The 26,159-nt window shown below is 71.3% G+C and carries 23 protein-coding genes; 12 read left to right on the top strand and 11 right to left on the bottom strand.

Features of this window, described 5'->3' with window-relative positions; genetic code table 11:
- Nucleotides 1-58 precede the first annotated feature (58 nt).
- The gene (locus tag EER34_RS14100) at nt 59-1,519 is read left to right on the top strand and encodes an ABC transporter permease (RefSeq protein WP_127475849.1); all 1,461 of its coding nucleotides are present in this window, start codon (nt 59-61) and stop codon (nt 1,517-1,519) included.
- 71 nt (nt 1,520-1,590) lie between these two features.
- Nucleotides 1,591-2,316: an ABC transporter ATP-binding protein gene (locus tag EER34_RS14095; protein WP_205791700.1), complete on the top strand. Its 726-nt coding sequence runs from the start codon at nt 1,591-1,593 to the stop codon at nt 2,314-2,316.
- A 3-nt stretch (nt 2,317-2,319) separates the two neighbouring features.
- Here EER34_RS14095 and EER34_RS14090 read toward each other — a convergent pair whose 3' ends face one another.
- Nucleotides 2,320-3,315, bottom strand: a complete 996-nt coding sequence (locus EER34_RS14090; RefSeq protein WP_127475847.1) for an NAD-dependent epimerase/dehydratase family protein — start codon at nt 3,313-3,315, stop codon at nt 2,320-2,322.
- Nucleotides 3,316-3,358: 43 nt separating this feature from the next.
- On the opposite strand from EER34_RS14090, the gene EER34_RS14085 reads away from it, so the two are divergent.
- A complete protein-coding gene (locus EER34_RS14085) occupies nt 3,359-4,369 on the top strand; it encodes a magnesium and cobalt transport protein CorA (protein ID WP_127475845.1) in 1,011 nt (336 codons plus the stop codon).
- Between the two features lie 34 nt (nt 4,370-4,403).
- The gene (locus EER34_RS14080) at nt 4,404-5,729 is read left to right on the top strand and encodes an FAD-binding oxidoreductase (RefSeq protein ID WP_240642385.1); all 1,326 of its coding nucleotides are present in this window, start codon (nt 4,404-4,406) and stop codon (nt 5,727-5,729) included.
- Between the two features lie 77 nt (nt 5,730-5,806).
- Here EER34_RS14080 and gndA read toward each other — a convergent pair whose 3' ends face one another.
- Entirely contained in the window at nt 5,807-7,291 is a 1,485-nt protein-coding gene (gndA, locus tag EER34_RS14075; RefSeq protein WP_276317254.1) for an NADP-dependent phosphogluconate dehydrogenase, read from the bottom strand.
- A gap of 218 nt (nt 7,292-7,509) precedes the next feature.
- Nucleotides 7,510-7,632 (bottom strand): hypothetical protein, encoded by a 123-nt coding sequence (locus EER34_RS17865; protein ID WP_276317253.1) that lies wholly within the window; start codon nt 7,630-7,632, stop codon nt 7,510-7,512.
- 325 nt (nt 7,633-7,957) lie between these two features.
- On the opposite strand from EER34_RS17865, the gene EER34_RS14070 reads away from it, so the two are divergent.
- Nucleotides 7,958-8,602 (top strand): 50S ribosomal protein L25/general stress protein Ctc, encoded by a 645-nt coding sequence (locus tag EER34_RS14070; protein WP_127475839.1) that lies wholly within the window; start codon nt 7,958-7,960, stop codon nt 8,600-8,602.
- A gap of 108 nt (nt 8,603-8,710) precedes the next feature.
- Nucleotides 8,711-9,295: an aminoacyl-tRNA hydrolase gene (gene pth / locus EER34_RS14065; protein WP_127475837.1), complete on the top strand. Its 585-nt coding sequence runs from the start codon at nt 8,711-8,713 to the stop codon at nt 9,293-9,295.
- Nucleotides 9,296-9,392: 97 nt separating this feature from the next.
- Here the strand turns inward: pth and EER34_RS14060 are convergent, their stop codons facing one another.
- Both EER34_RS14060 and EER34_RS14055 read right to left on the bottom strand, forming a co-directional pair.
- Entirely contained in the window at nt 9,393-9,905 is a 513-nt protein-coding gene (locus tag EER34_RS14060; RefSeq protein ID WP_240642384.1) for a hypothetical protein, read from the bottom strand.
- A 142-nt stretch (nt 9,906-10,047) separates the two neighbouring features.
- The gene (locus EER34_RS14055) at nt 10,048-10,770 is read right to left on the bottom strand and encodes a hypothetical protein (protein WP_240642382.1); all 723 of its coding nucleotides are present in this window, start codon (nt 10,768-10,770) and stop codon (nt 10,048-10,050) included.
- 64 nt (nt 10,771-10,834) lie between these two features.
- Between EER34_RS14055 and mfd the strand changes: the two genes are divergently transcribed.
- Nucleotides 10,835-14,479, top strand: a complete 3,645-nt coding sequence (gene mfd / locus EER34_RS14050; RefSeq protein ID WP_164743571.1) for a transcription-repair coupling factor — start codon at nt 10,835-10,837, stop codon at nt 14,477-14,479.
- A 59-nt stretch (nt 14,480-14,538) separates the two neighbouring features.
- Here mfd and EER34_RS14045 read toward each other — a convergent pair whose 3' ends face one another.
- Nucleotides 14,539-15,081, bottom strand: a complete 543-nt coding sequence (locus tag EER34_RS14045; RefSeq protein WP_127475835.1) for a GNAT family N-acetyltransferase — start codon at nt 15,079-15,081, stop codon at nt 14,539-14,541.
- A 63-nt stretch (nt 15,082-15,144) separates the two neighbouring features.
- On the bottom strand, nt 15,145-16,479 hold the full coding sequence (locus EER34_RS14040; protein ID WP_240642379.1) for an HNH endonuclease signature motif containing protein: 1,335 nt from the start codon (nt 16,477-16,479) through the stop codon (nt 15,145-15,147).
- Nucleotides 16,480-16,572: 93 nt separating this feature from the next.
- Between EER34_RS14040 and EER34_RS14035 the strand changes: the two genes are divergently transcribed.
- On the top strand, nt 16,573-17,172 hold the full coding sequence (locus tag EER34_RS14035) for a gamma carbonic anhydrase family protein (protein ID WP_127475831.1): 600 nt from the start codon (nt 16,573-16,575) through the stop codon (nt 17,170-17,172).
- Nucleotides 17,173-17,248: 76 nt separating this feature from the next.
- Here the strand turns inward: EER34_RS14035 and EER34_RS17555 are convergent, their stop codons facing one another.
- Complete coding sequence (locus EER34_RS17555) at nt 17,249-17,419, bottom strand: hypothetical protein (RefSeq protein WP_164743570.1); 171 nt, start codon at nt 17,417-17,419, stop codon at nt 17,249-17,251.
- A gap of 167 nt (nt 17,420-17,586) precedes the next feature.
- Nucleotides 17,587-20,259, bottom strand: a complete 2,673-nt coding sequence (locus EER34_RS14030; protein WP_127475829.1) for a phosphoenolpyruvate carboxylase — start codon at nt 20,257-20,259, stop codon at nt 17,587-17,589.
- A gap of 85 nt (nt 20,260-20,344) precedes the next feature.
- On the opposite strand from EER34_RS14030, the gene nhaA reads away from it, so the two are divergent.
- The 3 genes from nhaA to EER34_RS14015 are packed head-to-tail and all read left to right on the top strand — an operon-like array spanning nt 20,345 to nt 23,548.
- Complete coding sequence (gene nhaA, locus EER34_RS14025) at nt 20,345-21,592, top strand: Na+/H+ antiporter NhaA (protein ID WP_338067958.1); 1,248 nt, start codon at nt 20,345-20,347, stop codon at nt 21,590-21,592.
- A 35-nt stretch (nt 21,593-21,627) separates the two neighbouring features.
- The gene (locus EER34_RS14020; RefSeq protein WP_240642424.1) at nt 21,628-22,230 is read left to right on the top strand and encodes a nucleoside triphosphate pyrophosphohydrolase; all 603 of its coding nucleotides are present in this window, start codon (nt 21,628-21,630) and stop codon (nt 22,228-22,230) included.
- Nucleotides 22,231-22,261: 31 nt separating this feature from the next.
- Nucleotides 22,262-23,548 carry a histidine--tRNA ligase gene (locus EER34_RS14015; protein ID WP_240642423.1) on the top strand — a complete coding sequence of 429 codons (1,287 nt, stop codon included), beginning with the start codon at nt 22,262-22,264 and terminating at the stop codon, nt 23,546-23,548.
- Here the strand turns inward: EER34_RS14015 and EER34_RS14010 are convergent.
- Entirely contained in the window at nt 23,532-24,785 is a 1,254-nt protein-coding gene (locus EER34_RS14010) for an APC family permease (protein ID WP_127475824.1), read from the bottom strand. The two genes, EER34_RS14015 and EER34_RS14010, sit on opposite strands and share 17 nt — an antisense overlap.
- An 84-nt stretch (nt 24,786-24,869) precedes the next feature.
- On the opposite strand from EER34_RS14010, the gene EER34_RS14005 reads away from it, so the two are divergent.
- Nucleotides 24,870-25,664: an SGNH/GDSL hydrolase family protein gene (locus EER34_RS14005; RefSeq protein ID WP_127475822.1), complete on the top strand. Its 795-nt coding sequence runs from the start codon at nt 24,870-24,872 to the stop codon at nt 25,662-25,664.
- Here EER34_RS14005 and EER34_RS14000 read toward each other — a convergent pair.
- Complete coding sequence (locus tag EER34_RS14000) at nt 25,645-26,115, bottom strand: DUF4442 domain-containing protein (RefSeq protein WP_127475820.1); 471 nt, start codon at nt 26,113-26,115, stop codon at nt 25,645-25,647. The genes EER34_RS14005 and EER34_RS14000 overlap by 20 nt on opposite strands.
- Between the last annotated feature and the right edge of the window lie 44 nt (nt 26,116-26,159).

Raw genomic sequence — 26,159 nt, 5'->3', positions numbered from 1 at the left:
GACGCGGTCCCTAGCTTCGCTCTCGACGGCCGGCACCTCGCCTGCCGGGAGGAGACCCATGTACGGAACGTATCTGCGGCGGGAACTGGCCGGCCGCAAGAAGCAGACGATCATCGTCGCGACCGGACTCGCGATCGCCATCGCGCTCGTGATGATCGTCAACTCGCTCGCCGCCGGCGTGCGCGACGCTCAGGCACAGGCGCTCGAGTCGGTCTACGGCGTCGGCACCGACCTCACGGTCACCGGCGCGATGGCCGAGCCTGGAGCAGGTCGCGGCCAGGCGTTCGAGTTCGGCGAGGACGGCGGCGAGACCGCCGACGACGGCACCACCGAGCTCAGCCAGTCCCGGCTCGTCTCGGAGCCGATGCGCGCGACCCTCGAGGCGAGCGTGCTCGACACCGTGTCCGGTGTGGACGGGGTGGCCGCGGCATCCGGCGCACTCAGCCTCACGAACATGACGTTCTCGGGCGAGCTGCCGCCGCCCCCGACCGAGTCGGGCACCACCGGTCAGGCGCCGCCTCAGGACGGCGGCGGTGGAGGATTCGGCGGCGGCTCGTTCGACGTCGACTCGTTCACCGTGCTCGGCATCGAGCCGGCCGAGTCGGAGGTGGGCCCGATGTCGGCCGTGAGCCTCAGCGACGGGCGGGCGCTCGCATCCGGCGACGAGGGCGAGAACGTCGCCGTGCTCGACGCCGCATACGCCTCGACCGCGGAGGTCGCCGTCGGCGACGCCATCGACGTCGGCGGGGAGGAGTTCGAGGTCGTCGGCATCGTCGCCTCCACGTCGAGCGAGGCCGACACGGCGGCGAACGTGTACATCCCCCTCGACGTCGCGCAGACGCTCGCCGGTACCGGCGACGTGGTGTCGACGGTGTATGTGCAGGCCGATTCGTCCGACGCGATCACCGCCGTGCAGGAGGACCTGCAGGAGGCGCTGCCCGACGCGACCGTCAGCTCGCAGTCCGACCTCGCCGCGAACGTCTCCGGATCGCTCTCGAGTGCGTCGTCGCTCATCACGAACCTCGGCACGTGGCTGTCGATCATCGTGCTCGCCGTCGCGCTCGCCCTCGCCGTGCTGTTCACCATCTCCGGCGTCTCGCGCCGCACCCGGGAGTTCGGCACGCTCAAGGCCATCGGCTGGTCCAACGGCCGCGTCGTCGGCCAGGTCGCGGGGGAGTCCGTGGTGCAGGGACTCCTCGGCGGCGCCGCGGGGCTCGTGATCGGGTTCCTCGGCATCTGGGCGATCAACCTCGTGTCGCCGACCATCTCGACCGCGCCGTCGACCGGGCCGGTCACGCAGGGCGGCCCCGGAGGAGAGAACATGGGCGGCCCCGGCGGCGGCTTCGCGAACACCCTCCAGCAGGGGGCGACGGAGATCGTGCTCCACGCCCCCGTCACACTGTGGGTCGTCGTGGCGGCGCTCGGCCTCGCCCTCTTGGGCGGACTCGTCGCCGGAGCGTTCGGCGGATGGCGTGCCGCGCGGCTGAGTCCTGCCGAAGCACTGCGATCGGTCTCGTGAGGCATCCCATGACCGACTCCACCGCACCCGCAGACGCGACCATCGACCCGCACACGACAGGAGAACCGACGATGACCATGCTCGACCCCGAGGCGACGACGCAGACGGATGCCGCGCCCCCCGCGCTGTACCGACTGGCAGGCGTCACCCGCACCTACCGTCAGAAGGACCGCGTCGTGAAGGCGCTCGCCGGCGTCGACCTCGACATCTCGCAGGGCGACTTCGTGACCATCCAGGGACCGACCGGCGGCGGCAAGTCCACGCTCCTGCAGCTGCTGGGAGCGCTCGACCGGCCCACCACGGGGAGCGTCCGCCTCGGCGAGATCGATCTGGCCGAGGCCTCGAACGCCGAGCTGGGCCGGGTGCGCGCCCGCGAGATCGGGTTCGTGTTCCAGGGATTCAACCTCATCCCGACGCTCACGGCGGCGGAGAACGTCGACATGGCGCTGGAGCCGCTCGGCCTGCCGAAGGAGGAGCGCACGGTGCGCGTCGCCGAGGCGCTCGCGCACGTCGGGCTCGATGACCGCGGCGACCACCGCCCCGGCGAGCTCTCCGGCGGTCAGCAGCAGCGCGTCGCGATCGCCCGCGCGATCGTCAAGCGGCCGCGCGTGCTCCTCGCCGACGAGCCCACGGGCAACCTCGACGAGAGCATGCGCGACGAGATCCTCGCCGTGCTCGAGGCACTGTGCGCCGAGGGGCTGACGCTCATCGTGGTCACGCACGACTCTGCGGTGGCGAAGCGGGCACGGCGGCGCCTGCGCCTCGAGCGCGGCACCGTGCGCGACATCACGCGCTAGGCGTCAGCCTGCGGACCGGGCGTGGGCCGCGATGCGATCGAACAGCGCATCGCGGTCCGCGTCGACGCGCTGCTCGTCGGGGTGGGCGTCGTAGTGGGCGAGGATGCGACGGGCACCCTCGTCGAACGTTATCGTCGTGCGGAAGTCCGGCACGAGCGCCGTCACCTTGGCGTTGTCGAAGAGCATCGAGTGGGCCTTGTCGCCGATGAGGGTCGGGCCCAGCTCTGGCTCGAACGCGGCGATCGTGTCGGACGCGACGTGCACGAAATCAGGATGCTGGACCCCGGCCGCGTCGGCGAGCCAGCCGTAGATCTGGTTCCAGCTGGGCGCGTGCGTCCCGGTGATCGTGAACGCCTCGCCGATCGCCGCGGGGTTGCCGAGGAGCCCCGTGAAGGCGACTGCGAAGTCGTCGGAGTGCGTGATGGTCCACAGGCTCGTGCCGTCGCCGTGGATGACGACCGGCTTGCCGGCGCGCATCCGCTCGATGTCGGTCCAGCCGCCGAGGGTCGGCAGCAGGCGCTCGTCGTAGGTGTGCGACGGGCGGACGATCGTGACGGGCAGCCCGCGCTCGCGGTGGGCGCCGACCAGGACGTCCTCGCACGCGATCTTGTCGCGCGAGTAGCGCCAGAACGGATTGCGCAGCGGCGTCGACTCGGTCACCGGCAGCCGCCTCGGCGGCTTCTCGTAGGCCGACGCCGAGCTGATGAAGACGTACTGCCCGATGCGCCCCTCGAACAGGTCGAGGTCCTGCTGCACGTGGTCGGGCGTGAACGCGAGGAACTCCGCGACGACGTCGAACCCGGCATCCCCGACCGCATCCTGCACCGCTCGCGCGTCGCGGACGTCCGCGACGAGCTCGCGCACGCCGTCGGGGAGCGGGCGGCGCGACGAGCCTCGGTTGAGCACGGCGACGTCGTCGCCTGCCGCCACGCTGCGCCGCACGCACGCTGCGCTGATGGTTCCGGTTCCGCCGATGTAGAGCACTCGCCTGCTGGTCACGGTTCCGACACTAGCCCCGGCGCCGCTGACCTAGGGTGGCTCCATGACGCTCGTGGATGCCGCCGTGTACATCGAGGGCCGACGGGTGTTCGGGGGGACGGTCGCGCAGACGCTCGCCGATGCCCGGTCCCGTGGCGGTATGGCGTGGATCGGCCTCTACCGGCCGGACCACGAGGAGATGAGCGAGCTCGCCGGACTGCTCGACCTGCACGCGCTCGCGGTGGAGGATGCGCTGAAGGGGCATCAGCGCGCGAAGCTCGAACGGTACGGCGACATGACGTTCCTGGTCCTCCAGCCCGCGCGCTACCTGGACGAGACGGAGACCGTGGAGTTCGGCGAGGTGCACGTGTTCGTGGGCCCGGACTACGTGATCACGATCCGGCACGCCGAGAACCCCGACCTCGGGGCGGTGCGGCAGCGCCTGGAGAGCCGGCCCGACGTGCTGGCCCACGGACCGTTCGCCGTCGTCTGGGCGGTCTGCGACGACATCGTCGACCAGTACGAGCCTGTCGTCGCGGGCGTCGAGAACGACATCGACGAGATCGAGGACGAGCTGTTCTCCGGCGATCCCGCCGTCTCGAAGCGCATCTTCGGTCTTCAGCGCGAGGTGATCGACCTGCAGCACGCGACGACGCCCCTGGTCGACATGTTCGACCGGCTCCAGCAGATCGTGAAGGAGTCCTCGCACGCCGAGGAGGTGCCGGCGATCCGCGACGTCGACGACCATGCGCGGCGCATCGTCGACAAGGTGGACGCTTTCCGCCCCACCCTCGACAGCGCGCTGACCGTGCACTCCACGATGGTCGACCAGGAGAACAACGAGGCGATGCGGCGCATGGCGGAGTTCGGCCTCGAGCAGAACGAGCAGGTCAAGAAGGTCACGGCGTGGGCGGCGATCCTCTTCGCGCCGACGCTCGTGGGCACGATCTACGGCATGAACTTCGATCACATGCCCGAACTCCACTGGACTCTGGGCTACCCGATGGCTGTCGGCCTGATGGCCGCCACCTCGCTCACGCTGTATGTGATCTTCAAGCGCAAGGGGTGGCTCTAGCGGGATGTCGCCGGTCCCCATTACCGTGGCGCGGGTGACTGATCTCTCTCTGACTGACCTCGCGGCCGGAACGGTCGTCAAGCCGGGCGACCCCGAATGGGATGCCGCCCGCTCCTTCCACTCGGGCATCGGCGAGCCGACCGTCGTCGTGCGGGCCTCCTCCGTCGACGACGTGCGCGCAGCCGTCCGCTACGCGTCGTCCGAACGACTCGATGTGATGGTGCGCGGCGGCGGCCACAGCGCCTGGGGCGCCGTTCCGGGCGGCGTGACGCTCGACCTCGACGCGCTCGACTCCGTCTCCGTCGACGGCACCCTCGTGCACGTCGGCGGCGGGGCGACCTGGGGTGCCGTCGCGGCGATACTCGCCGAGCACGGCCTGGGAGTGAGCTCGGGCGACACGGCATCCGTCGGCGTCGGCGGGCTCACGCTCGGCGGCGGCATCGGCTGGATGGTCCGTGCGTGGGGCCTCGCCGCCGATCAGCTCGTCGGCGCGCAGCTCGTGACCGCGCGCGGCGAGGTGATCGAGGTCAACGACGAGTCGCACGCCGATCTCCTCTGGGCGCTGCGCGGCGGCGGAGGCAACTTCGGCGTCGTCACCCGCTTCGACTTCCGGGCGCACGCGCTCTCGTCGGTCGTCTTCGCGACCCTCGGGGTCGCCGGCGACGCCCGCCCGGTGCTGCGCGCGCTGCGCGACACGATGAAGGACGCCCCGCGCGAGCTCACCGTCACGTACATGGACGTCCCGGAGATGGACCCGAGCGCGCCCGGCGGCGCCGCGATCACGGCGTGCTGGATCGGCGACGACGAAGACGCCGCCCGCGCCGCGCTCGCGCCGCTCCTGGCGCTCGACGGCGTGACCGAGACCGACCTCGGAGTCCGGTCGTACCCCGACATCCTCATGGACATGCCGGCGGCCGACCCCGACCAGCCCATGCCCGGCTTCGTCGGCGGCAACACGCTTCTCGCAGACCTCACCGACGAGGCGGTCGACCGCCTCGCGTCGTTCCGCGAGGCCAACCAGGCGTCCGTGCTGTTCCTCCGCTCGCTCGGCGGGGCGTACGGCGACGTGCCGCAGGACGACACGGCCTTCCCCGCCCGCAGCGCGACCTGGTTCGCGATGGCCGGCGCGTTCGACATCCCGGGTCTCGTCCATGACGACAACCGGCCGCTCATCCAGGCGGAGTGGGATGCCATCGAGGCGCTCGGCGAGGCCCTGTACGGCAACTTCACGGTGTCCACCGACCCGGCCATGGTGTCGCGCATGTACGCGCCCGAGACGATCGCCCGCCTGGCCGCCGTGAAGCGGCAGTGGGACCCGCAGAATCTCTTCTGCCGCAATCACAACGTCGTGCCCGCCTGAGGCCTACGAGAGAGGCCCCCGTCGATCACTCGACGGGGCCTCTCCCGGATCATGGCCCGATCAGCCGGGGCGCAAGGTCAGTGCGTGTCCTCGGCCTCGATCTCGGTGCGGTCGCCCGACCACAGCGTGTGGAACGTGCCGGGCTTGTCGACGCGCTGGTACGTGTGGGCTCCGAAGAAATCGCGCTGGCCCTGCACGAGAGCGGCGGGCAGACGCTCGGCACGCAGGCCGTCGTAGTACGCGAGCGACGACGAGAACGCGGGGGCGGGGATGCCCGCCGCCGCGGCCGTCGAGACGATCCGGCGCCATGCCGCCTGCGCGCGGCCGAGGGCCTCGACGAAGTACGGCGCGGTGAGGAGCACGGGTAGCTCGGGGGTCTCGGCGTACGCGTCGGCGATGCGGTTGAGGAACTGGGCGCGGATGATGCAGCCGCCGCGCCAGATCTTCGAGACCGCGCCGAGGTCGATCGACCAGTCGTACTCGGCGGCGCCGGCGCGGATCTCGTCGAAGCCCTGCGAGTACGCGACGATCTTCGAGGCGTACAGCGCGAGGCGGACCTCTTCGATGAACGCGTCGGCGTCGTCGACGGTCAGTCCTTCGACGGGCCCGGGGAGGCCGCCCGACACGGCGCGCTGCTCGGGGTGGCTCGACAGCGAGCGCGCGAAGACGGCTTCGGCGATGCCGGACACGGGCACGCCGAGGTTGAGGGCGGTCTGCACGGTCCACGCGCCGGTGCCCTTGGCGCCGGCCTGGTCGAGGATCACGTCGACGAGCGGCTTGCCCGTCTCGGCATCCACCTGGCGCAGCACCTCGGCGGTGATCTCGATGAGGTACGACTCGAGTTCGCCGGCGTTCCACTCGGCGAACACGTCGGCGATCTCGGCGGGGGACTTGCCGGTGCCGCGGCGGATGAGGTCGTACGCCTCGGCGATGAGCTGCATGTCGGCGTACTCGATGCCGTTGTGGACCATCTTCACGAAGTGGCCCGCGCCGTCGTGGCCGATGTGAGTGACGCAGGGCTCGCCCTCGGCGATCGCGGCGATCGACTTCAGGATCGGGCCGAGGGTGACCCAGGACTCGTCGGAGCCGCCGGGCATGATCGAGGGTCCGAGGAGCGCGCCCTCCTCGCCGCCGGAGATGCCGGCGCCGACGAAGTTGATGCCCGTCTCGCGGACGGCCTTCTCGCGGCGGATCGTGTCGGTGAACAGAGCGTTGCCGCCGTCGACGATGATGTCGCCCGGCTCGAACACGTCGACGAGGGCGTTGATGACGGCATCCGTGCCACCGCCGGCCTTGACCATGATGATCGCGGTGCGGGGCTTCTGTAGCGACGCGGCGAACTCCTCGTACGAGAAGGCGGGCACGAAACCCGCCTCGGGGTGCTCGGCGATCAGCGTGTCGGTCTTCTCGTGGCTGCGGTTGTAGATCGCGACGGTGTTGCCTTCGCGGCTGGCGAGGTTGCGGGCCAGGTTCGAGCCCATCACCGCCAGACCGACGACACCGATGTTCGCAGCGGGCGACGCCGGCGAATCGGGTCCCTCTGCATCGGGGACGGGCCGCACGACGTCTTCGGGCGAGGGCGCTCCCTCGTGCTCCTTGGTCGAGCCCGGCTCGTCATCGCGATCGGTCGAGATGTTCGTCTGTGCCGAGGGGTCGTTCGAAGACACACGTGCTCCTGATGTTCGAGGTGGGGATTCCAGCCTAGAGTCTGGCGTGTCGGTGTTACACGCTGTTGGCGCAGTGCTCACCGGCGCGGTGCGCGGCTTGTGAGAACGGGACCTCAGTCCTTGCGGTAGCTCGCGCGCCCCATCGACCAGAACGCACCGATCGTCAGGAGGGCGCCGAGGGCGGCCATCGCGCCGATCAGCCACAGCAGTGCGTGGGACAGAAAGCCGTAATCCATCGGGGTTCCTCCGTGGGCGAATCGGGTGCGTCCCTCATCGTAGCGGGCCGGTGGCTTTCGATCGCGGAGAGCTCCTCGCACGGCCCCGCTCACGCGCGTCTGGGCTTCGCCGCGCCCCCTGGTAGACTTGACGCTTGAACTTCGGCGAGGGATGCCTCGCACCCGCCTGATCGGCGGGATGCGGCATCCGTGATCGACGCGGTGGAGCGGGCCCATGGCTTTCCTCACGCGTGTGCGTTCGAGTCGAGAGACAACCCCCAATACCTGGGCCCGCCACCTGAGCGGACCCGCGATCAGAACGGGCTCACGCCCGCGAGGAGAAACCATGTCGACCGAGACCGACACCAAGGTCCACGCCGAAGTCCGCGAGAACTTCGGCAAGGGCTACGCCCGCCGCCTCCGCGCCGCCGGCCAGATCCCCGCCGTCATCTACGGCCACGGCACCGACCCCGTGCACGTCGCCCTGCCGGGCCACCAGATCGCGCTGCTCATCCGCCGCGCGAACGTGGTGCTCGAGCTCGACGTCAACGGCACGCACCAGCTCACGCTCGTCAAGGACGTCCAGAAGGACCCCGTGCACCAGATCATCGAGCACATCGACCTCCTCGTCGTGAAGAAGGGCGAGAAGATCCAGGTCGACGTCCCGATCACGGTCACCGGCGAGCCCGCCCCCGGCACCATCGCCGCGCAGGACGCGAACACGGTCCTGCTCGAGGTCGAGGCCACGCACATCCCCGAGCGCATCGAGCTCGACGTCGAGGGCCTCGAGGAGGGCACGCACATCACCGCTGCCGACCTCACGCTGCCCAAGGGCGCGACGCTCGCCGTCGACCCCGAGACGCTGATCATCGCGATCTCCGTTCCGTCGGCCACGCTCGCCGCCGAGGACGAGATCGCCGCTGCCGACGCCGAGGTCGCCGCTGAGCAGGCCGAGGTCGCCGAGGAGGCCAAGGAGGCCGAGTCCGAGTAAGGACTCGCCGCAGCATCCGTCGAAGCCCGTCCCCGATACTTGAGGGGGCGGGCTTCGCCGTCGGAGCCGGCAGGCATCACACATCGCACTCTGAAGGGCACAGCGCAGATGGCACAGGCGTGGCTGATCGTGGGACTAGGCAACCCGGGACCCCGCTACGAGCTCACCCGGCACAACGTCGGGCAGCTCGTCGTGGACGAGCTCGCCGCCAGGCGCGGCGAGTCGTTCCGTGCGCACAAGGCGAACGCCCGAGTGGCCGAGACCTGGCTGCGTCCGGGCGGCGCCAAGCTCATCCTCGCGAAGCCCAACACGTTCATGAACGTGTCGGGTGGGCCCGTGGCCGGGCTCGCGAAGTTCTATGGCGTCGAGCCCGAGCACGTCGTCGTGGTGCACGACGAGCTCGACATCCCGTTCGACACCATCAAGCTCAAGACCGGCGGCGGCCATGGCGGGCACAACGGCGTGCGTGACGTCGCGAAGGCGCTCGACTCCGGGGAGTTCGCTCGGGTGCGCGTGGGCATTGGGCGTCCTCCCGGCCGGCAGGACCCGGCCGACTGGGTGCTCGACCCCTTCGGCGCGACCGAGCGCAAGAACCTGCCGATCCTGCTCGGCGACGCCGCCGACGCCGTCGAGCAGCTGGTCGACGAGGGCCTCCTGGCTGCGCAGCAGAAGCACCACGCACCGCGGGTCTAGCAGCCGGGGTCTGGGCGAACGCCCGGGATGCGCCTCAGCGCGCGGCGTTCTCGCCCTCCGAGCCGCGTGGATCGCCGCCGCGCCGAGCGAGTCGGGGTCACGGAGCGGTGACGGGTGAGGTCGAGCTCTCGATGAACCCGAAGGGGAAGGGGCTGAGGAACGAGAACGATCCCGACATGAACTCATCGATGGGGATCAGGTGAAACCACACCTGGGAGATAACGACCGCTCCGAGCACCAGCACCACCACGCCCGCCGCTGCACGGTCGAGGATCCGCAGCGCGGCTGGTTCGTCGGCCGCTTTCAGCACGCGGTCGATCGCGAAGAGAACGATCAGGGCGATGCCGAAGTACACCAGCGGACTGGGGCCGAGCGACAACTGGATGCATGTGGGAGCCTCGTCGACCGGCCTGCCGGCAGCATCGACGAAGCCGTCGGCTCCATCGAAGCCGCCCGCACAGTAGCCCGCGCTGGCCCTCATGAACGCGGGATAGATCAAGGCTGCGGCGAGCGAGACGATGAGAACCCGACGGAGCCTGGCAACCACTTCCCGTCCCGGGAGCACCGACGCCACATCAGGGGCCACATGGGGCTCATGGGTGATCGACAATGCTGTCTCCTTCGGTCGCTCACTGAACTATGCCGCAACGCGTGCACGCTGCGCCACACTCTCGACTCGGCCTGTGGCGTCGCGCTCACGCGGCTCCCGGTACGACTCGCGCGTAACCGGAAAAGAGTCGGACCGGCGGGCGTCAGCCGCCGACGCTCGACCCGGCCGCCATGCCCGCGGTGAGAAATCCCTGCAGCACGACGAAGAACACCACGGGCCCGAGCGCCGCGACGACGATCGCGGCGATGGCGGCGCCACGCCCGCGGCCCTTCACGAGCGCGATGACTCCCTGCACGAGCGCCCACAGGCCGAGCGCGGTCCCCAGCCAGAACGTGACCTCCGCGAGGAGCACCCACTCCCGCACCGCGGAGAGGTAGGACCAGTCGAAGTCGGCGTCGATCGGACGCATCGCGATCTCGCGTCCGGCACCCAGCCCGATGGAGAACGCCGCGATCGCGACGCTGATCGCGGCACCGACGGTCGCGACGAGCGCGACCACGAGCGCGACCACGCCGAGGCGCCGCCCTCCCGCCGACGCGGGGCGGACGGATGCCGGGCCCGCCGCGTACGGCCCGGGGGCCGGTGCGTACCCCTGGCCGTAATCCGGCGGGGCGTACGGGGCGGCCGAGGAGGCGGCCGCCGTCGGCCCGGTGGGCTGGGCCGCGTAGCCCGGAGGGATCGCGTACCCCGCAGGCGGCGCGTAGCCCGCCGCCGGGTCGTGCGCGACCGGTGCGCCGAACGGGGGAGCACCGGGCGCCGCCCACGCGGCCGGCGCCTGCGGCACGGCCGGCACGGCCGAGTCCGACGGTGGCGCGCTCTGCTGCGGCGGAGTCTGCGGGGGCGTCGGCTCGGCGGGGTCGCTCACGCGCTCATCCTACGAGGTGGCGGATCCGGCACCCGGTGTCCGCCACCCGGAATAGACTCGTCCGGTGACAGTTCCCGGGATCGTGCGCGCCCTCGAGCAGGCTGAGTCGTTCCGGGATGCGGTGGCCGCAGCATCCGTCGACGGCGACTTCTCGCTGGTCGAAGGTCTCGATGCGCCGCTGCTCTCCGCCCTCCTCGAGCGCCGCCGCAGTGCCGGCAAGCCGCCGATCGTGCTCCTGATCACGCCCACCGGGCGCCGGGCCGAGTCGATCGGGCCCGCGCTGGGCGCGCTCCTGCCCGGTGCCGAGGTGCTGCACTTCCCGGCGTGGGAGACGCTCCCGCACGAGCGGCTGAGTCCCAGCGCCGAGATCGTCGGCAACCGACTCGAGGTTCTCGGTCGCGTGGCGCGCTGGAACGGCGAGACGCCGCTTGTCATCACCGCGTCGGTGCGCGGCGCGATCCAGCCGCTCGCGGCCGGGCTCACCGACATCCCGCCGATCGACCTGGTCGTGGGCGGCCGCGGGCACGAGCTCGGAGAGGTGTCGCTGCGCCTCGTCGAGCTCGCGTACCACCGTGTCGACATGGTGTCGCGGCGCGGCGAGTTCGCGGTGCGCGGGGGCATCCTCGACGTCTTCCCGCCAACGGCGCCGCATCCGTTCCGCGTCGAGTTCTTCGGCGACGAGGTCGATCAGATCCGCGCGTTCTCGGTGGCCGACCAGCGCTCGCTCCCCGGTGAGGTGCCGGCGGTCTCACTCATCGCGAGCCGCGAGCTCCTGCTCACCGAGGCCGTGCGCGGGCGCGCGCGCCAGCTGAAGGACGAGTTCCCCGGCCTCAGCAGCATGCTCGAGCGGATGTCGGAAGGCATCCCCGTCGAAGGTATGGAGTCGCTCCTTCCCGCCGTCGTCGACCGCCTCGTCACCGTCGTCGACTACCTGCCCGAGGGCGCGGCCGTCGCGCTCGTCGATCCCGAGCGCTCCGTCACCCGCGCGATCACGCTGGGCGACACGAATCGCGAGTTCCTCGAGGCCGCGTGGAGCGCCGCGACGGCCGGGGCGCAGACGCCGATCGACCTCGGTGCCGGCGACTTCCTCACCCTCCCGGCGCTGCGCGAGGCCGCGCACGCGCGAGGAGACGTCTGGTGGACGCTGAGCTCCTTCGATTCGGGAGAAGCGGATGCCTCGGCCGAGGGCTTGCTCGACCCCGACATCGACGTCGCTCTCCAGGCCGCGGCCGTCGTCCGCGTGCCCGGGGCGCCGGTGCCGTCGTTCCAGGGCAACGTCGACGGCGCGACGGCGCACGTCGGCGATCTGCTCGCCGACGGCTGGCGGGTCGTGGTCGCGGCGTCCGGAGTCGGACTCGTCGAGCGCGCACGCGACGTCCTCGCCGAGCGCGGGATCGCCGCGCGCAAGGTCGACGACGTGCACGGGGTTCCTGAGCCCGGCGTCGCCCATGTCGTCGTCTCGGTGCTCGAGCGCGGCTTCGAGGTGCCCGATGCCAAGCTGGCCGTCCTCACCGAGACCGAGTTCTACGGCCGGACGATCGGCGGCGACCAGCGGGTCGTGAAGAAGCTGGCGTCGCGCCGCAAGAACGTGGTGGATCCGCTGCAGCTCAAGGCCGGCGACCACGTCGTGCACGCGACGCACGGCATCGGCAGGTTCGTCGAGCTCGTGCAGCGCGAGGTGTCGAGCGGGGGCCGCAACGCCGTCAAGAGCATGCGCGAGTACCTCGTGCTCGAGTACGCGCCGTCCAAGCGCGGGTTCCCGGGCGACAAGCTCTTCGTGCCGACGGATCAGCTCGACCTGCTGTCGAAGTACGTGGGCGGCGAGGCGCCGAGCCTGTCGAAGATGGGCGGCAGCGACTGGGCGGCGGCCAAGGGTCGCGCACGCAGGGCCGTCCGCGACATCGCCGTCGAGCTGGTCAAGCTCTACTCGGCGCGCATGGCCGCGAAGGGCTACGCGTTCGGGCCCGACACCCCCTGGCAGCGCGAGCTCGAGGAGGCGTTCCCGTTCGCCGAGACGCCCGATCAGCTGCAGACGATCGACGAGATCAAGGCCGACATGGAGAAGCCGATCCCGATGGATCGCCTGCTGTCTGGCGACGTCGGGTTCGGCAAGACCGAGGTCGCGGTTCGTGCGGCGTTCAAGGCGATCCAGGACGGCAAGCAGGTCGCGATGCTCGTGCCGACCACGCTGCTCGTCAAGCAGCACCTCGAGACGTTCACGGAGCGCTTCGCCGGCTTCCCGGTCAAGGTGAAGGCGCTCTCGCGCTTCCAGACCGACAAGCAGGCGCGCGAAGTGGTCGAGGGGCTCGCCGACGGCACGGTCGACATGGTGATCGGCACGCACCGGATCCTTACCGAGAAAGTCCTCTTCAAGGACCTCGGCCTCATGATCATCGACGAGGAGCAGCGCTTCGGCGTCGAGCACAAGGATCAGCTGAAGAAGCTCAAGACAAACGTCGACATCCTCGCGATGAGCGCGACGCCCATCCCGCGCACGCTCGAGATGGCGGTGACCGGCATCCGTGAGATGTCGACGCTGCAGACCCCGCCGGAGGACCGGCATCCGATCCTGTCTTACGTCGGCGCGCGCAACGACAAGCAGATCGCGGCCGCGATCCGTCGCGAGCTGCTCCGTGAGGGGCAGGTGTTCTTCGTCCACAACCGCGTGCAGTCGATCCAGCGGGTGGCTGCGGAGCTGTCGGAGCTCGTGCCCGAGGCGCGGATCGCGGTAGCCCACGGGCAGATGGGGGAGCACGCCCTCGAGGAGGTCGTCGACGCGTTCTGGGAGCGCCGCTCCGACGTGCTCGTGTGCACGACGATCGTCGAGACGGGCCTCGACATCTCGAATGCGAACACGATCATCATCGACCGGGCCGACAAGTACGGCCTGTCGCAGCTGCACCAGCTGCGCGGTCGCGTCGGACGCGCGCGCGAGCGTGCGTACGCCTACTTCCTCTACGACGAGCAGAAGCCGCTGTCCGAGACGGCCGCGGACCGGCTCGAGACGATCGCGGTGAACAACGACCTCGGCAGCGGCATGCAGGTCGCGCTCAAGGACCTCGAGCTGCGCGGCGCCGGCAACCTGCTGGGTGCCGAGCAGGCCGGCCACATCGCCGGCGTCGGGTTCGACCTGTACCTCCGCATGATCGGCGAGGCCGTGTCGGCCTTCCGGGGCGACGACGTCGAGGGTCCGGCCGAGCTGCGGCTCGAGCTGCCCGTGCAGGCGCGCATCCCCGAGTCGTACATCGACAGCGAGCGGCTGCGCCTCGAGGCGTACCAGAAGCTGTCGGCCGCAGCATCCGTCACCGCGAAGGACGAGGCGATCGACCTCGTCGTCGAGGAGCTCACGGACCGCTACGGCGAGCTTCCGGCCGACGTGGAGGGACTGCTCGCGGTGGCGCGGCTGCGCCGTCGCGCCGCCCAGGCCGGGCTCACCGACGTCGTCGCGATGGGGCCGAACCTGCGCGTCGCCCCGGCGAACCTTCCCGACTCGCTGCGCGTGCGTCTGCAGCGGCTTCACCCGAAGGCGAAGCTGCTCTCGGGCGGCGAGGCCCTGGTCGTGCCGCTTCCGACGGCCGGCGGCGAACGGGTGTCGGATGCCGATCTCATCGCCTGGGTCGCGCAGCTGCTCGATCAGCTCTGGCCGGCCCCGAAGCCGGAGGGCGCGGAGGCGACGGCGACGTCGGGCGCGGAGAAGTCCGGGGCGTAGCGCGAAGTCGCGGGCCGACACGGTGGCGGCGAGACGTCGCGAGATCGGGCGTCCGACCGTCAGTCGAGGATCGTCACGTCCATTCCGTGCCGCTCCGGCACCGGGTCGCTGCGAAGCCGTGCATGGAGCTCGACATCGAAGCGCCGGTCGCCGTACCGCAGCTTCTGCCGCTCGATGCCCTCGGCGATGAAGCCGGCTCGTCGAGCCACGGCGCACGACGCCGGGTTGTTCACGCGGTGCCCGAGCTCGATGCGGAAGACGTCGTTCTCGAAGGCCCAGTCCGCGGCCTCCGCGAGCGCTGCCGCCGCGCAGACCTTCCCGCGTGCCGACTCGGCGAGCCCGTAGTACGCCCACGCCGTGTCGTGGCGGTGCTCGATGGCGGAGAGTCCGACGTTCCCCATAGCCACGCCATCCGCGACGATCGCCCAGTTGCGGCGCGAGTCGCCGTGGGAGAGAGACTCTGCGAGGAAGACGCGGGCGCTCGCGGCGCTCGAGAGATCGGCGCCGCCGAGCTGCGTGTCGAGGTCCGGAGTAGAGAGGAACGCACGCTGAAGCGCCTCCGCATCCGTCGGCAGCCACGGGCGCAGGGCGATCGCAGGCATGCCACCATCCTCACGCACGCGCTGGCGCACGTTCCGCCGCGAGCCGTCCTTCGTGCGCGCCGGTCAGAACGGCGGCGGGTCGGCGTCCGTGACATTACCGGTCGGGCTCGTCCACGACAGCGTCCCGGTCGCGCGATGCAACTCCCAGAGCGACTCGTGCTTCAGCCGATGGTGCGGTCGGCACAGTGGCGCGAGGTTGTCGGCTGACGTCGGGCCGCCGTACTGCCAGTCGACGGTGTGGTCGAGGTCGCAGTCGGCCGAGGACCGGCCGCACCCCGGGAAGACGCAGGTCGGATGCGCCGGCCCGAGCCGGCGACGTAGATCGGCTGGTACGCGGTACACCGCGCGATCGACGTCGAGCACCCGGCTCGACAGAGGGTCGGTGAGTATCCGCGTCCACGAGGTCGCCGAACCAGCCAACCGGCTCGCCGTCTCGAGGTCGATCGGGCCGTAGCCGTCGAGGATCGCGGGTTCGGCGCTCGCCCCCAGAAGCGACAGCGCCGGCACGGTCACCGAAACGGTCGCCCGAGTAAGCGGGGCTGACTCCATGGATCCACCCGGCACCAGGTCGCCCAGCACATCAGCTCGCAGCTGCGCGAGCGTGCGCTCCTCGTCGTCGGCCGAACGCAGGTGGCGGGCCGCGGCATCCAGGCGCCCCCTGAGCGCGTGCGCGGACGCCGCAGGCAGGAGCGCGGTCAAAGTCGCCATGCCGTCGAGCTCGGGCGTCAGCCAGACGCCGCGGTCGGCGACCGCACGCTCGTGCCGGGCTTGGAGCGACTCGGAGTGTACGCGCTCGCGGATCGCCCGCGCAGACGTGCGGAAACGCGCCGGCGCGAGCCGCTCGGCAGGCCCGACGATCCTTCCGTCGAACTGCGCCCAGGGGCCGGGCTCGTCGTGGGGGAGCGAGTCGGCGAGGCGTGCGGCGGCGATCGCGTTCGGCTCGGGGACGATGCCGCCCAGGAAGCCGGCCCACACGCGCGGGCACCGCCGGCGCAGCGTCTCGGCATGTGCGGCGCGCGTGCGCACCGTCGTCTCGGCGAGGCGCAGCCTCACCGCCATGTCGGCAACCGCCGCACGCACGGCGATCTCGATTCGGTCCCGCCGGACGGTCGTCGTGGTGCGGCCACGGGCATCGCACCACGCGGGCTCGAGTGTCGGGTCGGCGCCGACCCAGACCTCGGGCTGTTCCTCCGCCTCGCGAACGACCTGCGCGATCACCCGGTACTGCTCGGCGAATGCGACGCGTGCGTGGTAGGTGGTCGCTTCGAGCTCGGCCATGGCGGCGCCATGGTTCGCGGCGGCGTCGACCCCGTCGTCGGTCGCAGCGTCGTCCCACATCGCATCCTCCTCGACGTACCGCTCGGAGCCGGGTGCATCGTCGAGGAGGGATTCGTACATAAGTTCGACACTAGGGAGGGCTTCCGACATCCGGTCCCGTCGTCTGCACGCGCCGCACTACGCTGACAACCACCGACGAGGACGGAGCGAACGATGCGGTTCGAGCACCTCGGGGCCCAGCCCCGGATCCATCCCGATGCCGTGATCGCGGCAACCGCGGTGATCAGCGGCGACGTCGAGATCGGCGCCGACTGCCAGGTGCTGCACGGCGCCGTCATCACCGCCGAGGGCGGCGCGATCACCCTCGGTGCGAACGTGATCGTCATGGAGAACGCGCTGATCCGTGCGACGTCCACCAATCCCGTCCATATCGGCGACCACGTCCTCGTCGGTCCGATGGCGAGCGTGTCGGGCGCGACCGTCGGCGACGAGGTCTTCCTCGCGACCGGCACACGCGTGTTCAACGGCGCACGCATCGGGGAACGCAGCGAGGTGCGCATCAACGCGGTCGTCCACCTGCGGACGACGCTGCCCGCGGAGTCCGTCGTGCCGATCGGCTGGGTCGCGGTCGGCGATCCCCTGCAGATCCTCCCGCCGGACCGTCACGAGGAGATCTGGGCCGCCCAGCGCGAGCTCGACTTCCCCGGCTACGTGTTCGGACTCGACCGCGAGACGCCCGACCTGATGGTGCAGCTCACCGAGCGGTACGGCCGCAGCCTCGCCCGCCACATCGACGACCGCCGCGTCGACTGACGAGCACCGCCGCGCCCGCGCAGCCATCGACGATCGCGGATGCCGCGGCCGCGGCATCCGCGAACCTCCGGCCGTTTCAGTCCCAGACGAGGCGGCAGTCGCGACACTCGAACTCGAGGCGCTCGACCCAGCCGTCGTCGAGATCGCCGCGGCGGGCGAACTCGACGCGGAACCACCGCGGCTCGGTCGCCCGCACATCGAGCGACCCGCACACGGGACATACTTCGGCCACGACGATCCGTGCCATGCCGACACGGTAGCCCCGCGGACCCTGAGCGCGGCCGAGCCGCGCGCGTGTCGGCCGGCACCGCGGCGAGGGCGGCCCCGTCCATCCGTTCCTGTGCGCAGATCCGGCATCCCGGAGTCCGGATGGCCGAATCGCCCACCCGTCCGCATGGGCCGGAGCGTGCCGGCTCAGCCGGTGTTCTGCAGACCGGCGGCGACTCCGCTGACCGACAGCAGCAGCAGGCGCTGCTGCTCGGGGTCGATCGGCGCGCCCTCGGGGGCATCGCGGAGCGCACGGAGCGCCCGCAGCTGCAGGAGCGACAGTGCATCGACGTAGGGGCTGCGCATCTTGACCGCCCGCTGCAGCACCGGCTTGTTCGCGAGCAGCTCGGTGCCGCCGGTGATCGTGATCACCCACGAACGGGTGAGGGCCATCTCGTCGCGCACGAGTGCGGCGAGGTCGTCGCGGTCTCCGAGCTCGAGGTAGAGCCGGGCGATGCGGTCGTCGGCCTTCGCGAGGCTCATGGCGACGTTGTCGATCAGCGTCCGGAACAGCGGCCAGTCGTCGTACGCGCGCTGCAGCAGCGGCTCGTCGCCGACAGCCTCGAGCGCCGTGCCGAGCCCGAACCAGCCGGCGAGGTTGATGCGCGCCTGCGTCCACGCGAAGACCCACGGAATCGCCCTCAGGTCTTCGAGGGACTCCACCGAGAGTCCGCGTCGGGCCGGTCGTGATCCGAGGGCGAGCAGGCCGATCTCCTCCATGGGCGTCACCCGGGCGAACCACGGCGCGAAGCCGGGCGCCTTCACGAGGGAGAAGAACCGGTCGCGGGATGCCTGATCCATCGTCGCGGCCACCGCAGCGTACCGCTCGGCGGCCGCGCGGTTTCGCTCCTCGTTCGACGGCGACGACGCCAGGAGGATGGCGGCGGCGACCTGGTCGATGTGCCGCATCGCGATCGCGGGGTCGCCGTACCGGGCGAAGATCACCTCACCCTGCTCGGTGAGCTTGAAGCGCCCGTCGACCGAGTGCGGCGGCTGGGCGAGGATCGCCGAGTTCGCCGGCCCGCCGCCGCGGCCGAGGGCGCCGCCTCGACCGTGGAAGAGGGTGAGCTCGATCCCGCTCTCGCGGGCCCACGCCGCGATCGCCGCCTGGGCCTCGTACAGCGCGAGGTTGGCGGCGACGGGGCCGACGTCCTTCGACGAGTCGGAGTAGCCGAGCATGACCTCCAGCCGCCGCCCGGTCTCGTCCAGACGTGCGGCGAACTCGGGATGCTCGACAATCTCGGCGAGGATGCGCGGCGCGGCCTGCAGGTCGGCGAATGTCTCGAAGAGGGGGATGACGTCGAGGACCGGGACCTCCCCTTCGGGCCCGACGGCATAGCGCGCGAGGCGATGCACCGCCGCGAGGTCGTCCGCCGACTGCGTGAACGACACGATGTAGCGACCGGCCGCGCGCGGGCCATAGCGCTCCTGGAGGAACCCGACCGAGCGGAAGACGTCGAGCACCTCCTCGGTCTGCTCCGATCGGGCGCCGCCGGCGTCGAGCTCGGCGAGCACCTTGGCGTGGACGGCGGAGTGCTGGCGCACCTCGAGCTCGGTCAGATGGAACCCGTAGGTCTCCACCTGCCACAGCAGCTGCTGGAGGTGCCCGTAGGCCTGGCGCGCGGCGCCCGCCTGAACGAGGGAGTCCTGCACGACCCGCAGGTCGGAAATGAAGAGCTCGGGGTCGCGGTACGCGAGGTCGGCGTTGCGCTCGCGGGTGGCTGCGAGCTTGCGTGCGAGCAGCAGCAGGATGCGGCGATGCGGCTCGTTGGGCGAGCGCTTCGCGATCTCGTCCGCGGCGTCCTCGTCGGCGGCCGAGAGTCGCTGCCAGAGCACGACGAGCGCGCTGCTGGGCGGCGTGGTCGCGGCATCCAGCGTCAGCGTGCGACCGATGCGGCTGGTCGTGCGCTCGAGCCCCAGCAGCACGTGCTCGCTCGCGATCTTCGCCGCCTTGCGGGTGACGGACGCCGTGACGAACGGGTTGCCGTCGCGGTCGCCGCCGACCCACGAGCCGATCCGGACGAACGGGCGCACGACAGGAGCGCGCCCGCCCGCCGCCGGTCCCTGCAGCGCGTCGTCGACGCGGCGGTAGACGTGCGGGACGGCCGTGTAGAGGGTCTCGTCGAAGACCGCCATGACCGCCCGCACCTCGTCGGTCGGCGACGGCTTCTCGGGCCGAAGCGGCGCGGTGCGCCAGAGTGTGTCGACCTCTTCGAGCATGCGCCGCTCGGCGCGGCGCTCGTCGGCGCCGTTGCGCAGCGACGCGTCGTGCTCCTCGAGGAGGGTCGCGAGACGCCGGATGCTCGACGAGACCGCCCGGCGGCGGGCCTCGGTCGGGTGCGCCGTGAAGACGGGGTGGAAGCGCATCGCCTGGAGCCGTTCGAGCGCTGTGTCGTCGCCGACCTCGGCGGCGAGGCGCACGAACGCGGCGGCGACCGAGTCGGTGGCCTGCTCGCGGTCGGGGCGGCCGTCGCGCTCACGCAGGATCCGCACGCGCTGGTGCTCCTCGGCGAGATTCACGAGGTGGAAGTAGGCCGTGAACGCCCGCGCGACCTCGTCGGCGCGCGCGACGCTGAGCGAGTCCGCGATGGCGGCGGCGCGCGCGAACGCCTCGGGGGTCTCGTCGGTGTAGGCCTGGATCGTGGCGATCCGCAGACGCTCGACGTCGTCGTACAGGCCGGGGGAGCCGCTCTCGCGGAGCACCCTGCCCAGGAGCGAGCCGAGCATGCGCACGTCGGCGCGCATCCTCTCGGGGATCTCCTGCTCGGCCTCGAAGCGCCCGACGAGGTCGATCGCTTCGGTCTGGGTGAGTTCGCGCATGTCATCAACGGTAATGCCGCGGTGTTTCGCACTCGTCACGCGCGACCTCGTGTGACGTCCCCTCATGGCTAGACTTCCCGCAGGAGTGCCGGGAAGTCTGGTCGGCGAGGTCGCGGCGACCCTCGCCGACGACTCCTATGGAAGGACCCGGATGTCATTGTTACGCTCTGCCCGCTTCCCCGCGATCGTGCTGCTGGTTGCGGCGGCCGCAGGTCTCGTGGTCGCGAACAGCCCGGCCGGCGGTCCGGTCGACGACTTCCTGCACACGTATGTCGGCATCGACGGGATCTTCGAGCTGACGGTCGATCACTGGATCGCCGACGGCCTCCTCGCGATCTTCTTCTTCGTCGTCGCCGTCGAGCTGCAGTACGAGCTCACCTCCGGGCAGCTCAACTCGGCTCGCAAGGCGATGCAGCCCGCGATCGCCGCCGCCGGCGGTGTGCTCGTGCCCATCGCGATCTATCTGGTCTTCGCGTTCGGATCCGATGCCGCCGACGGCTGGCCGATCCCCACCGCCACCGACATCGCCTTCGCCCTCGGCGTGCTCGCCGTGTTCGGCAAGGGGCTCCCGGCGGCTCTGCGCGTCTTCCTCCTCGCGCTGGCGATCCTCGACGACATCGTGGGCATCGTGTTCATCGCCGTGCTCTTCACCACCGACGTCGACTTCGGGATGCTGGGGCTCGCGCTCGTCACTCTCGTGCTGTTCGGCATCCTGAGCCGCCAGCTCGACTCGCGCGCGAAGGTGCCGATCGCCATCGTCCTCGTCATCCTGGCGATCCTCACGTGGGCGTTCGTGTACCAGTCCGGCGTCCACGCCACGATCGCGGGCGTCGTGCTCGGCCTCGCCATGGCCCAGCGGCCCGCGCTGCGGGTGCGGCACGAGCTCGAACCGTGGGTGAATGTGATCGTGCTCCCGCTGTTCGCGTTCAACGCGGCGCTCGTGGCCGTTCCGGCGGTGTCGCTCGGGGAGCTGTCGCCCGCCTTCTGGGGCGTGCTCGTCGCGCTCCCGGTCGGCAAGATCCTCGGCATCACGGTGTTCGGGTGGATCTCCCTGCGCATCGGCGACCGCAGCGCCGCACCGCCGCTGAAGCTCGGCGACCTGCTGGCCGCCGGCGCACTCGGCGGCATCGGGTTCACGGTGTCGCTGCTGCTGTCCGAGCTGGCCTTCGGCGACCAGCCCGAGATCCGCGACCAGGCGATCCTCGGTGTGCTCGCGGGCTCGGTGATCTCGCTCATAGCGGCCGGGATCCTCGTATCGTGGCGGGCATGGCACTACAGGAAGCAGGCGGCGATCGCCGCGGCGGGCACCACCTCGACGCCGACGGCGTCGTGACCGGCGTCGACCCGCTGCGGGCGGCGGCCGACACGATGCGCACGGTCCGCGACCGGTGCGTGTGGACGCAGCAGATCGACCACCGCGACCTGGTCCCGTACCTCGTCGAGGAGAGCGCCGAGCTGATCGACGCCGTCGAGGAGGGCGACCGCTCCGAGCTGCGAGAAGAGCTCGGCGATCTGCTGTGGCAGGTGCTGTTCCACGCCGAGATCGCGTCGCGCGACGCCGACGAGCCGTTCGACATCGACGACGTCGCCCGCGGCCTCACGGACAAGATGGTGCGGAGGCATCCGCACGTCTTCGGCGACGCCGTCGCGAACACCCCCGAAGAGGTGCTCGTCCACTGGAACGCCGCCAAGGCGGTCGAGAAGAGCGCGCGCACCAGCGTCCTCGACGGGGTGAGCGAGCGGATGCCGTCCCTCGCCCTGGCTCAGAAGCTCGTGTCGAAGGGTGCGCAGGTCGGCGTCGCCGTGGACCCGGCTGCCGGGCCGGCGTCCGAGTCCGAGCTCGGCGATGCGCTTCTCGCGCTCGTCGCCACGGCGCGTGCGAACGGATGGGACTCCGAGCGTGCCTTGCGCGAGCGGCTGCGGGGCTTCACCGGCGAGATCCGGAACGCCGAGTCCGACCTGGCAACATAGTCGGGTGGCATCCGTCAATCCTCCGCGCGGCATGCGCGACTTCCTTCCCGCCGACAAGGCCCGTCGCGAGCGCGTGCTCGCCGTCATCCGCGACCGCTATCGCGTGCACGGCTTCGACGAGATCGAGACCCCCGTCATGGAGGAGTACGCGCGCCTCCACGCGGGCATCGGCGGCGACAACGAGAAGCTCGCCTACAACGTGCTCAAGCGGGGCCTCGACGCCGACGCCGTCCGCGCGGCGGCCGACGATCCCGCCCGGCTCACCGACCTCGGTCTGCGCTACGACCTCACGGTCCCGCTCGCGCGGTTCTACGCCAGCCACCGCGGCGAGCTGCCGACCGTCTTCCGATCGATCCAGATCGCGCCCGTATGGCGCGCCGAGCGCCCGCAGAAGGGCCGGTACCGCCAGTTCATGCAGTGCGACATCGACATCATGGGGGATGCCTCGGCCCGCGCCGAGTCCGAGCTCATCGTGGCGACGCTCGACACCCTCGACGCGCTCGGGCTCGAGGGCGGCAGCGTCCGCATCAACGACCGCCGCGTGCTCGACTGGATGCTCGACAGCTTCGGGTTCACCCCGGAGGAGCGCCCCGGGGTGCTCATCACGATCGACAAGCTCGACAAGATCGGCCCCGGGGGAGTGGCCGCCGGGCTGCGCGAACGCGGGGCGACGGCATCCGCGGTCGATGCGTTCGAGTCGTTCCTGAACCGCCCGATGACGCTCGAGTACAACCCGTACGGCGAGCGGCAGATCCGCAAGCTCCTGCCGGAGGACGCCCCCGCCGACGTCGTCGCGCACCTCGTCGGCATCGGCGACGCCGTCGCCGCGGCACGCGCGGCGACCGGCCCGGCAGCCGACGATGCGGCGCTCGCCGACATCCCGCTGGTGTTCGATCCCTTCCTCGTCCGGGGCATGGGCTACTACACCGGGACGATCTTCGAGCTCGCCCACCCGTCGGTCGACTACTCGCTCGGCGGCGGAGGCCGGTACGACGGCATGATCGGCCGCTTCCTCGGTCAGGACGTGCCCGCGGTCGGCTTCTCGATCGGCTTCGAGCGCATCGTCGATCTGGTCGATGCGACGGACGACGCCGCTCCGATCTCCGTCGTGCTCGTGCACGACCGGGATGTGCCCCCGAGCGAGCTCCTCGCGCACAAGGCGTCCTTCGCGGCCGGCGGCGTGCGTGTGCGCCTGGAGCACCGCACGAAGAACCTCAAGGCACTCCTCGAGCGCGCGGCCGCCGACGGCTACACGTCGTTCGCGACGGTGTCCGGCGGAACCCCCGTCGGAGGGCTCGAGCTCAAGCCGCTCGCGTGAACTTCAGCCGCAGCATCCGATAGCCGACTCCCGCGGCGGCCACCACGACGCCGACGGCCACGCTCTGCCAGGGCAGGGTGAGACCGAGCACGACGCATCCGACGGCGCCGACGACCTGGAGCGCCCGGGGATACCGGCGCGCGCCCGGGCGCTGACGGAACGCGGCGACGTTGGCGACGAGGTAGTACAGCAGTACGCCGAACGATGAGAAGCCGATGGCGCCGCGCAGGTCGACCAGCGCGACCACGGCGATGACGATGAGCGCGATGGCGACGTCGGCGCGGTGCGGCACATGCCACCGGGGATGCACCGCCCCGAGACAGCGGGGCAGATCCCCCTCGCGGGCCATTGCGAACGTGGTCCGCCCGATGCCCGCGATGAGCGCGAGGAGGGCGCCGAGGGATGCCGCGGCCGCACCCACCCGCACGACGGGCTCCGCCCATGCCCACCCGGAGGCCGCAGTCGCCGCGGCGACGGGCTCGGTCGACGCGGCCGTCGCCTCCGGTCCGAGCGTCGACAGGACCGCGACCGCGACGAGGGCGTACACGACGAGCGCGCCGGCGAACGCGAGGAGGATGGCCCGAGGGATCGTCCGGGCGGGGTCGCGGACCTCCTCGCCCATCGTGGCGATGCGCGCGTACCCGGCGAACGCGAAGAACAGCAGGCCGGCCGACTGGAGGATGCCGTACCAGCCGCCCGACCACAGCGATGCGGGGGACAGCCAGCCGGTGGAGTCCGGCGCTGCAGCCGCCGCCGCGACGGCGACGGCGAGGGCGAGCAGCACAACGACCACGATGACGCGGGTGGCCTGGGCGGTGCGCGTGATGCCGAACCAGTTGACCGCGGCGAGGGCGGCCACGGCCAGGATCGCGACCGGTCGCTCCCAGCCCGGCGGCGCGGCGTACGCGGCGAAGGTGAGCGCCATCGCGGCGCAGCTGGCGAGCTTGCCCACGACGAAGCCCCAGCCGGCGACGAACCCCCACCACGGCCCGAGCTCCGCCCGGCCGTAGGCGTACGTGCCGCCCGACGTCGGGTGCACGGCTGCGAGCTGCGCCGTCGACGTCGCGTTGCCGAAGGCCACCACGGCGGCGATCGCGAGTCCGACGAGCAGCCCGCTCCCGGCGGCGGCGGCAGCGGGGCCGAAGGCGGCGAACACGCCGGCGCCGATCATCGACCCGAGGCCGATGGACACCGCGTCGCCGAGACCGAGACGGCGGGGCAGAGAGGGCATCGCCATGCGCGAACACTAGCGCCCGCAGGGGAACGGGATGCTTCACCCCGGCGTCAGACGGCGTTCACCCGGACGGGGTCGAATCGACCCATGAGCCGCACCCGCGTCGCCGCGCTGAGCGCCGCGGGCTCAGTGGTCGGAGCCGGGGCGGTCGTCCTCGGCACACGGGCTCTGCTGCACCGCCAGGCGGCGATCGCGCGACGCCGGATCGGCAAGCCGCTGGGGGAGCGGGCGCTCGACGCCGACCGCGTCTGGCGGCGCTCGTACGACGGCGTGCCCGTGGAGCTCCTGCTCGTCGGCGACTCCATCGCGGCCGGGCTGGGGGCGGAGCGGCGCAAGGACACGCTCGGAGCGCGTCTCGCGAAGGGCCTGGCACGACGCGTGCACAGACCCGTGCGTCTGCGCACGGCGGCCGTCGTCGGCGCGGAATCGGGCATGGTCGGCGCGCAGCTCGACGCGCTCCCCGACGACTACCGGGCCGATGTCGCGGTGATCGTGGTCGGCGGCAACGACATCACCCACCGCATCGCGGTGTCGACCTCTGTGCGTCACCTCGAGACGGCGATCGCCCGTCTGCAGGCGATCGGCGCCGAGGTCGTCGTCGGCACGTGTCCCGATCTGGGCGCGCTCCGCCCGGTGCCGCAGCCGCTGCGCTCGCTCGGGTCGCGCCTGTCGCGCCAGCTCGCCGACGCGCAGGCGGAGGCCGCCGAGTGCGCCGGGGCGACCGCGGTCTCGCTGCGGCGCGCGGTCGGTCCCGTCTTCATCTCGCATCCTGAGGAGATGTTCAGCCTCGACCGGTTCCACCCGAGCGCGCTCGGATACCGCCGCACCGCCGACGCGCTCCTGCCGGCGATCGAGGCGGCGCTCAGCCGGCAGAGGCCGTGATGCGCTTCTTCTCGCGCACGTAGACCTCGCGCCGAACCCGCGCGACGACGTCGCCCGAGGCATCCGTGATGTCGGTCTCGAACCATTCGAGCACCTTGGCGCCGCCGCGAGCCCGTTCGCGCAGCTCTGCCGCCTTCTCGCGGGGCACCTCGAAGTGCGCGGTGAGCACGCCGCGGCCAGGCTTGACGAACTCGATCTCGCCGCGCGTGTCCCACACGACGTGGTCGCGCCCGAGCTGGTGCATCACGAGCATGAAGAAGTACGGGTCGGTCATCGCCGACAGCGCGCCGCCGAACGCCGTCTTGACGTAGTTGCGGGTGATCGGGTTCACGTGCAGCTCGACCGTGGCGCTCGTCCAGTCGTCGGCGAACCGCTTCACACGGATGCCGCTCCACAGGTTCGGAGCCCACAGGCTCATCCCGACGGCGAGTCTTCGAGGGGTCACGCGCATGCGGGCCATGGTGCCAAAGGCGCACAGCGGATGCCGCATCCCTT

It is taken from the genome of Microbacterium sulfonylureivorans, assembly GCF_003999995.1.
GTDB lineage: Bacteria > Actinomycetota > Actinomycetes > Actinomycetales > Microbacteriaceae > Microbacterium > Microbacterium sulfonylureivorans.
The sequence above is the reverse complement of the archived record's forward strand: the minus strand, read 5'-3'. Positions and strand labels throughout refer to the sequence as shown.

Coding starts and splice junctions, on each gene's coding strand:
- EER34_RS14100 (WP_127475849.1), top strand. CDS start 59: ATGTACGGAACGTATCTGCGGCGGGAACTGGCCGGCCGCAAGAAGCAG.
- EER34_RS14070 (WP_127475839.1), top strand. CDS start 7,958: ATGTCGACCGAGACCGACACCAAGGTCCACGCCGAAGTCCGCGAGAAC.
- EER34_RS14045 (WP_127475835.1), bottom strand. CDS start 15,081: ATGCCTGCGATCGCCCTGCGCCCGTGGCTGCCGACGGATGCGGAGGCG.
- EER34_RS17865 (WP_276317253.1), bottom strand. CDS start 7,632: ATGGATTACGGCTTTCTGTCCCACGCACTGCTGTGGCTGATCGGCGCG.
- EER34_RS14095 (WP_205791700.1), top strand. CDS start 1,591: ATGACCATGCTCGACCCCGAGGCGACGACGCAGACGGATGCCGCGCCC.
- EER34_RS17555 (WP_164743570.1), bottom strand. CDS start 17,419: ATGGCACGGATCGTCGTGGCCGAAGTATGTCCCGTGTGCGGGTCGCTC.
- EER34_RS14010 (WP_127475824.1), bottom strand. CDS start 24,785: ATGGCGATGCCCTCTCTGCCCCGCCGTCTCGGTCTCGGCGACGCGGTG.
- EER34_RS14040 (WP_240642379.1), bottom strand. CDS start 16,479: ATGTACGAATCCCTCCTCGACGATGCACCCGGCTCCGAGCGGTACGTC.
- EER34_RS14000 (WP_127475820.1), bottom strand. CDS start 26,115: ATGCGCGTGACCCCTCGAAGACTCGCCGTCGGGATGAGCCTGTGGGCT.
- EER34_RS14020 (WP_240642424.1), top strand. CDS start 21,628: ATGCGCACGGTCCGCGACCGGTGCGTGTGGACGCAGCAGATCGACCAC.
- EER34_RS14085 (WP_127475845.1), top strand. CDS start 3,359: ATGACGCTCGTGGATGCCGCCGTGTACATCGAGGGCCGACGGGTGTTC.
- EER34_RS14005 (WP_127475822.1), top strand. CDS start 24,870: ATGAGCCGCACCCGCGTCGCCGCGCTGAGCGCCGCGGGCTCAGTGGTC.
- EER34_RS14035 (WP_127475831.1), top strand. CDS start 16,573: ATGCGGTTCGAGCACCTCGGGGCCCAGCCCCGGATCCATCCCGATGCC.
- pth (WP_127475837.1), top strand. CDS start 8,711: ATGGCACAGGCGTGGCTGATCGTGGGACTAGGCAACCCGGGACCCCGC.
- EER34_RS14030 (WP_127475829.1), bottom strand. CDS start 20,259: ATGCGCGAACTCACCCAGACCGAAGCGATCGACCTCGTCGGGCGCTTC.
- EER34_RS14015 (WP_240642423.1), top strand. CDS start 22,262: ATGCGCGACTTCCTTCCCGCCGACAAGGCCCGTCGCGAGCGCGTGCTC.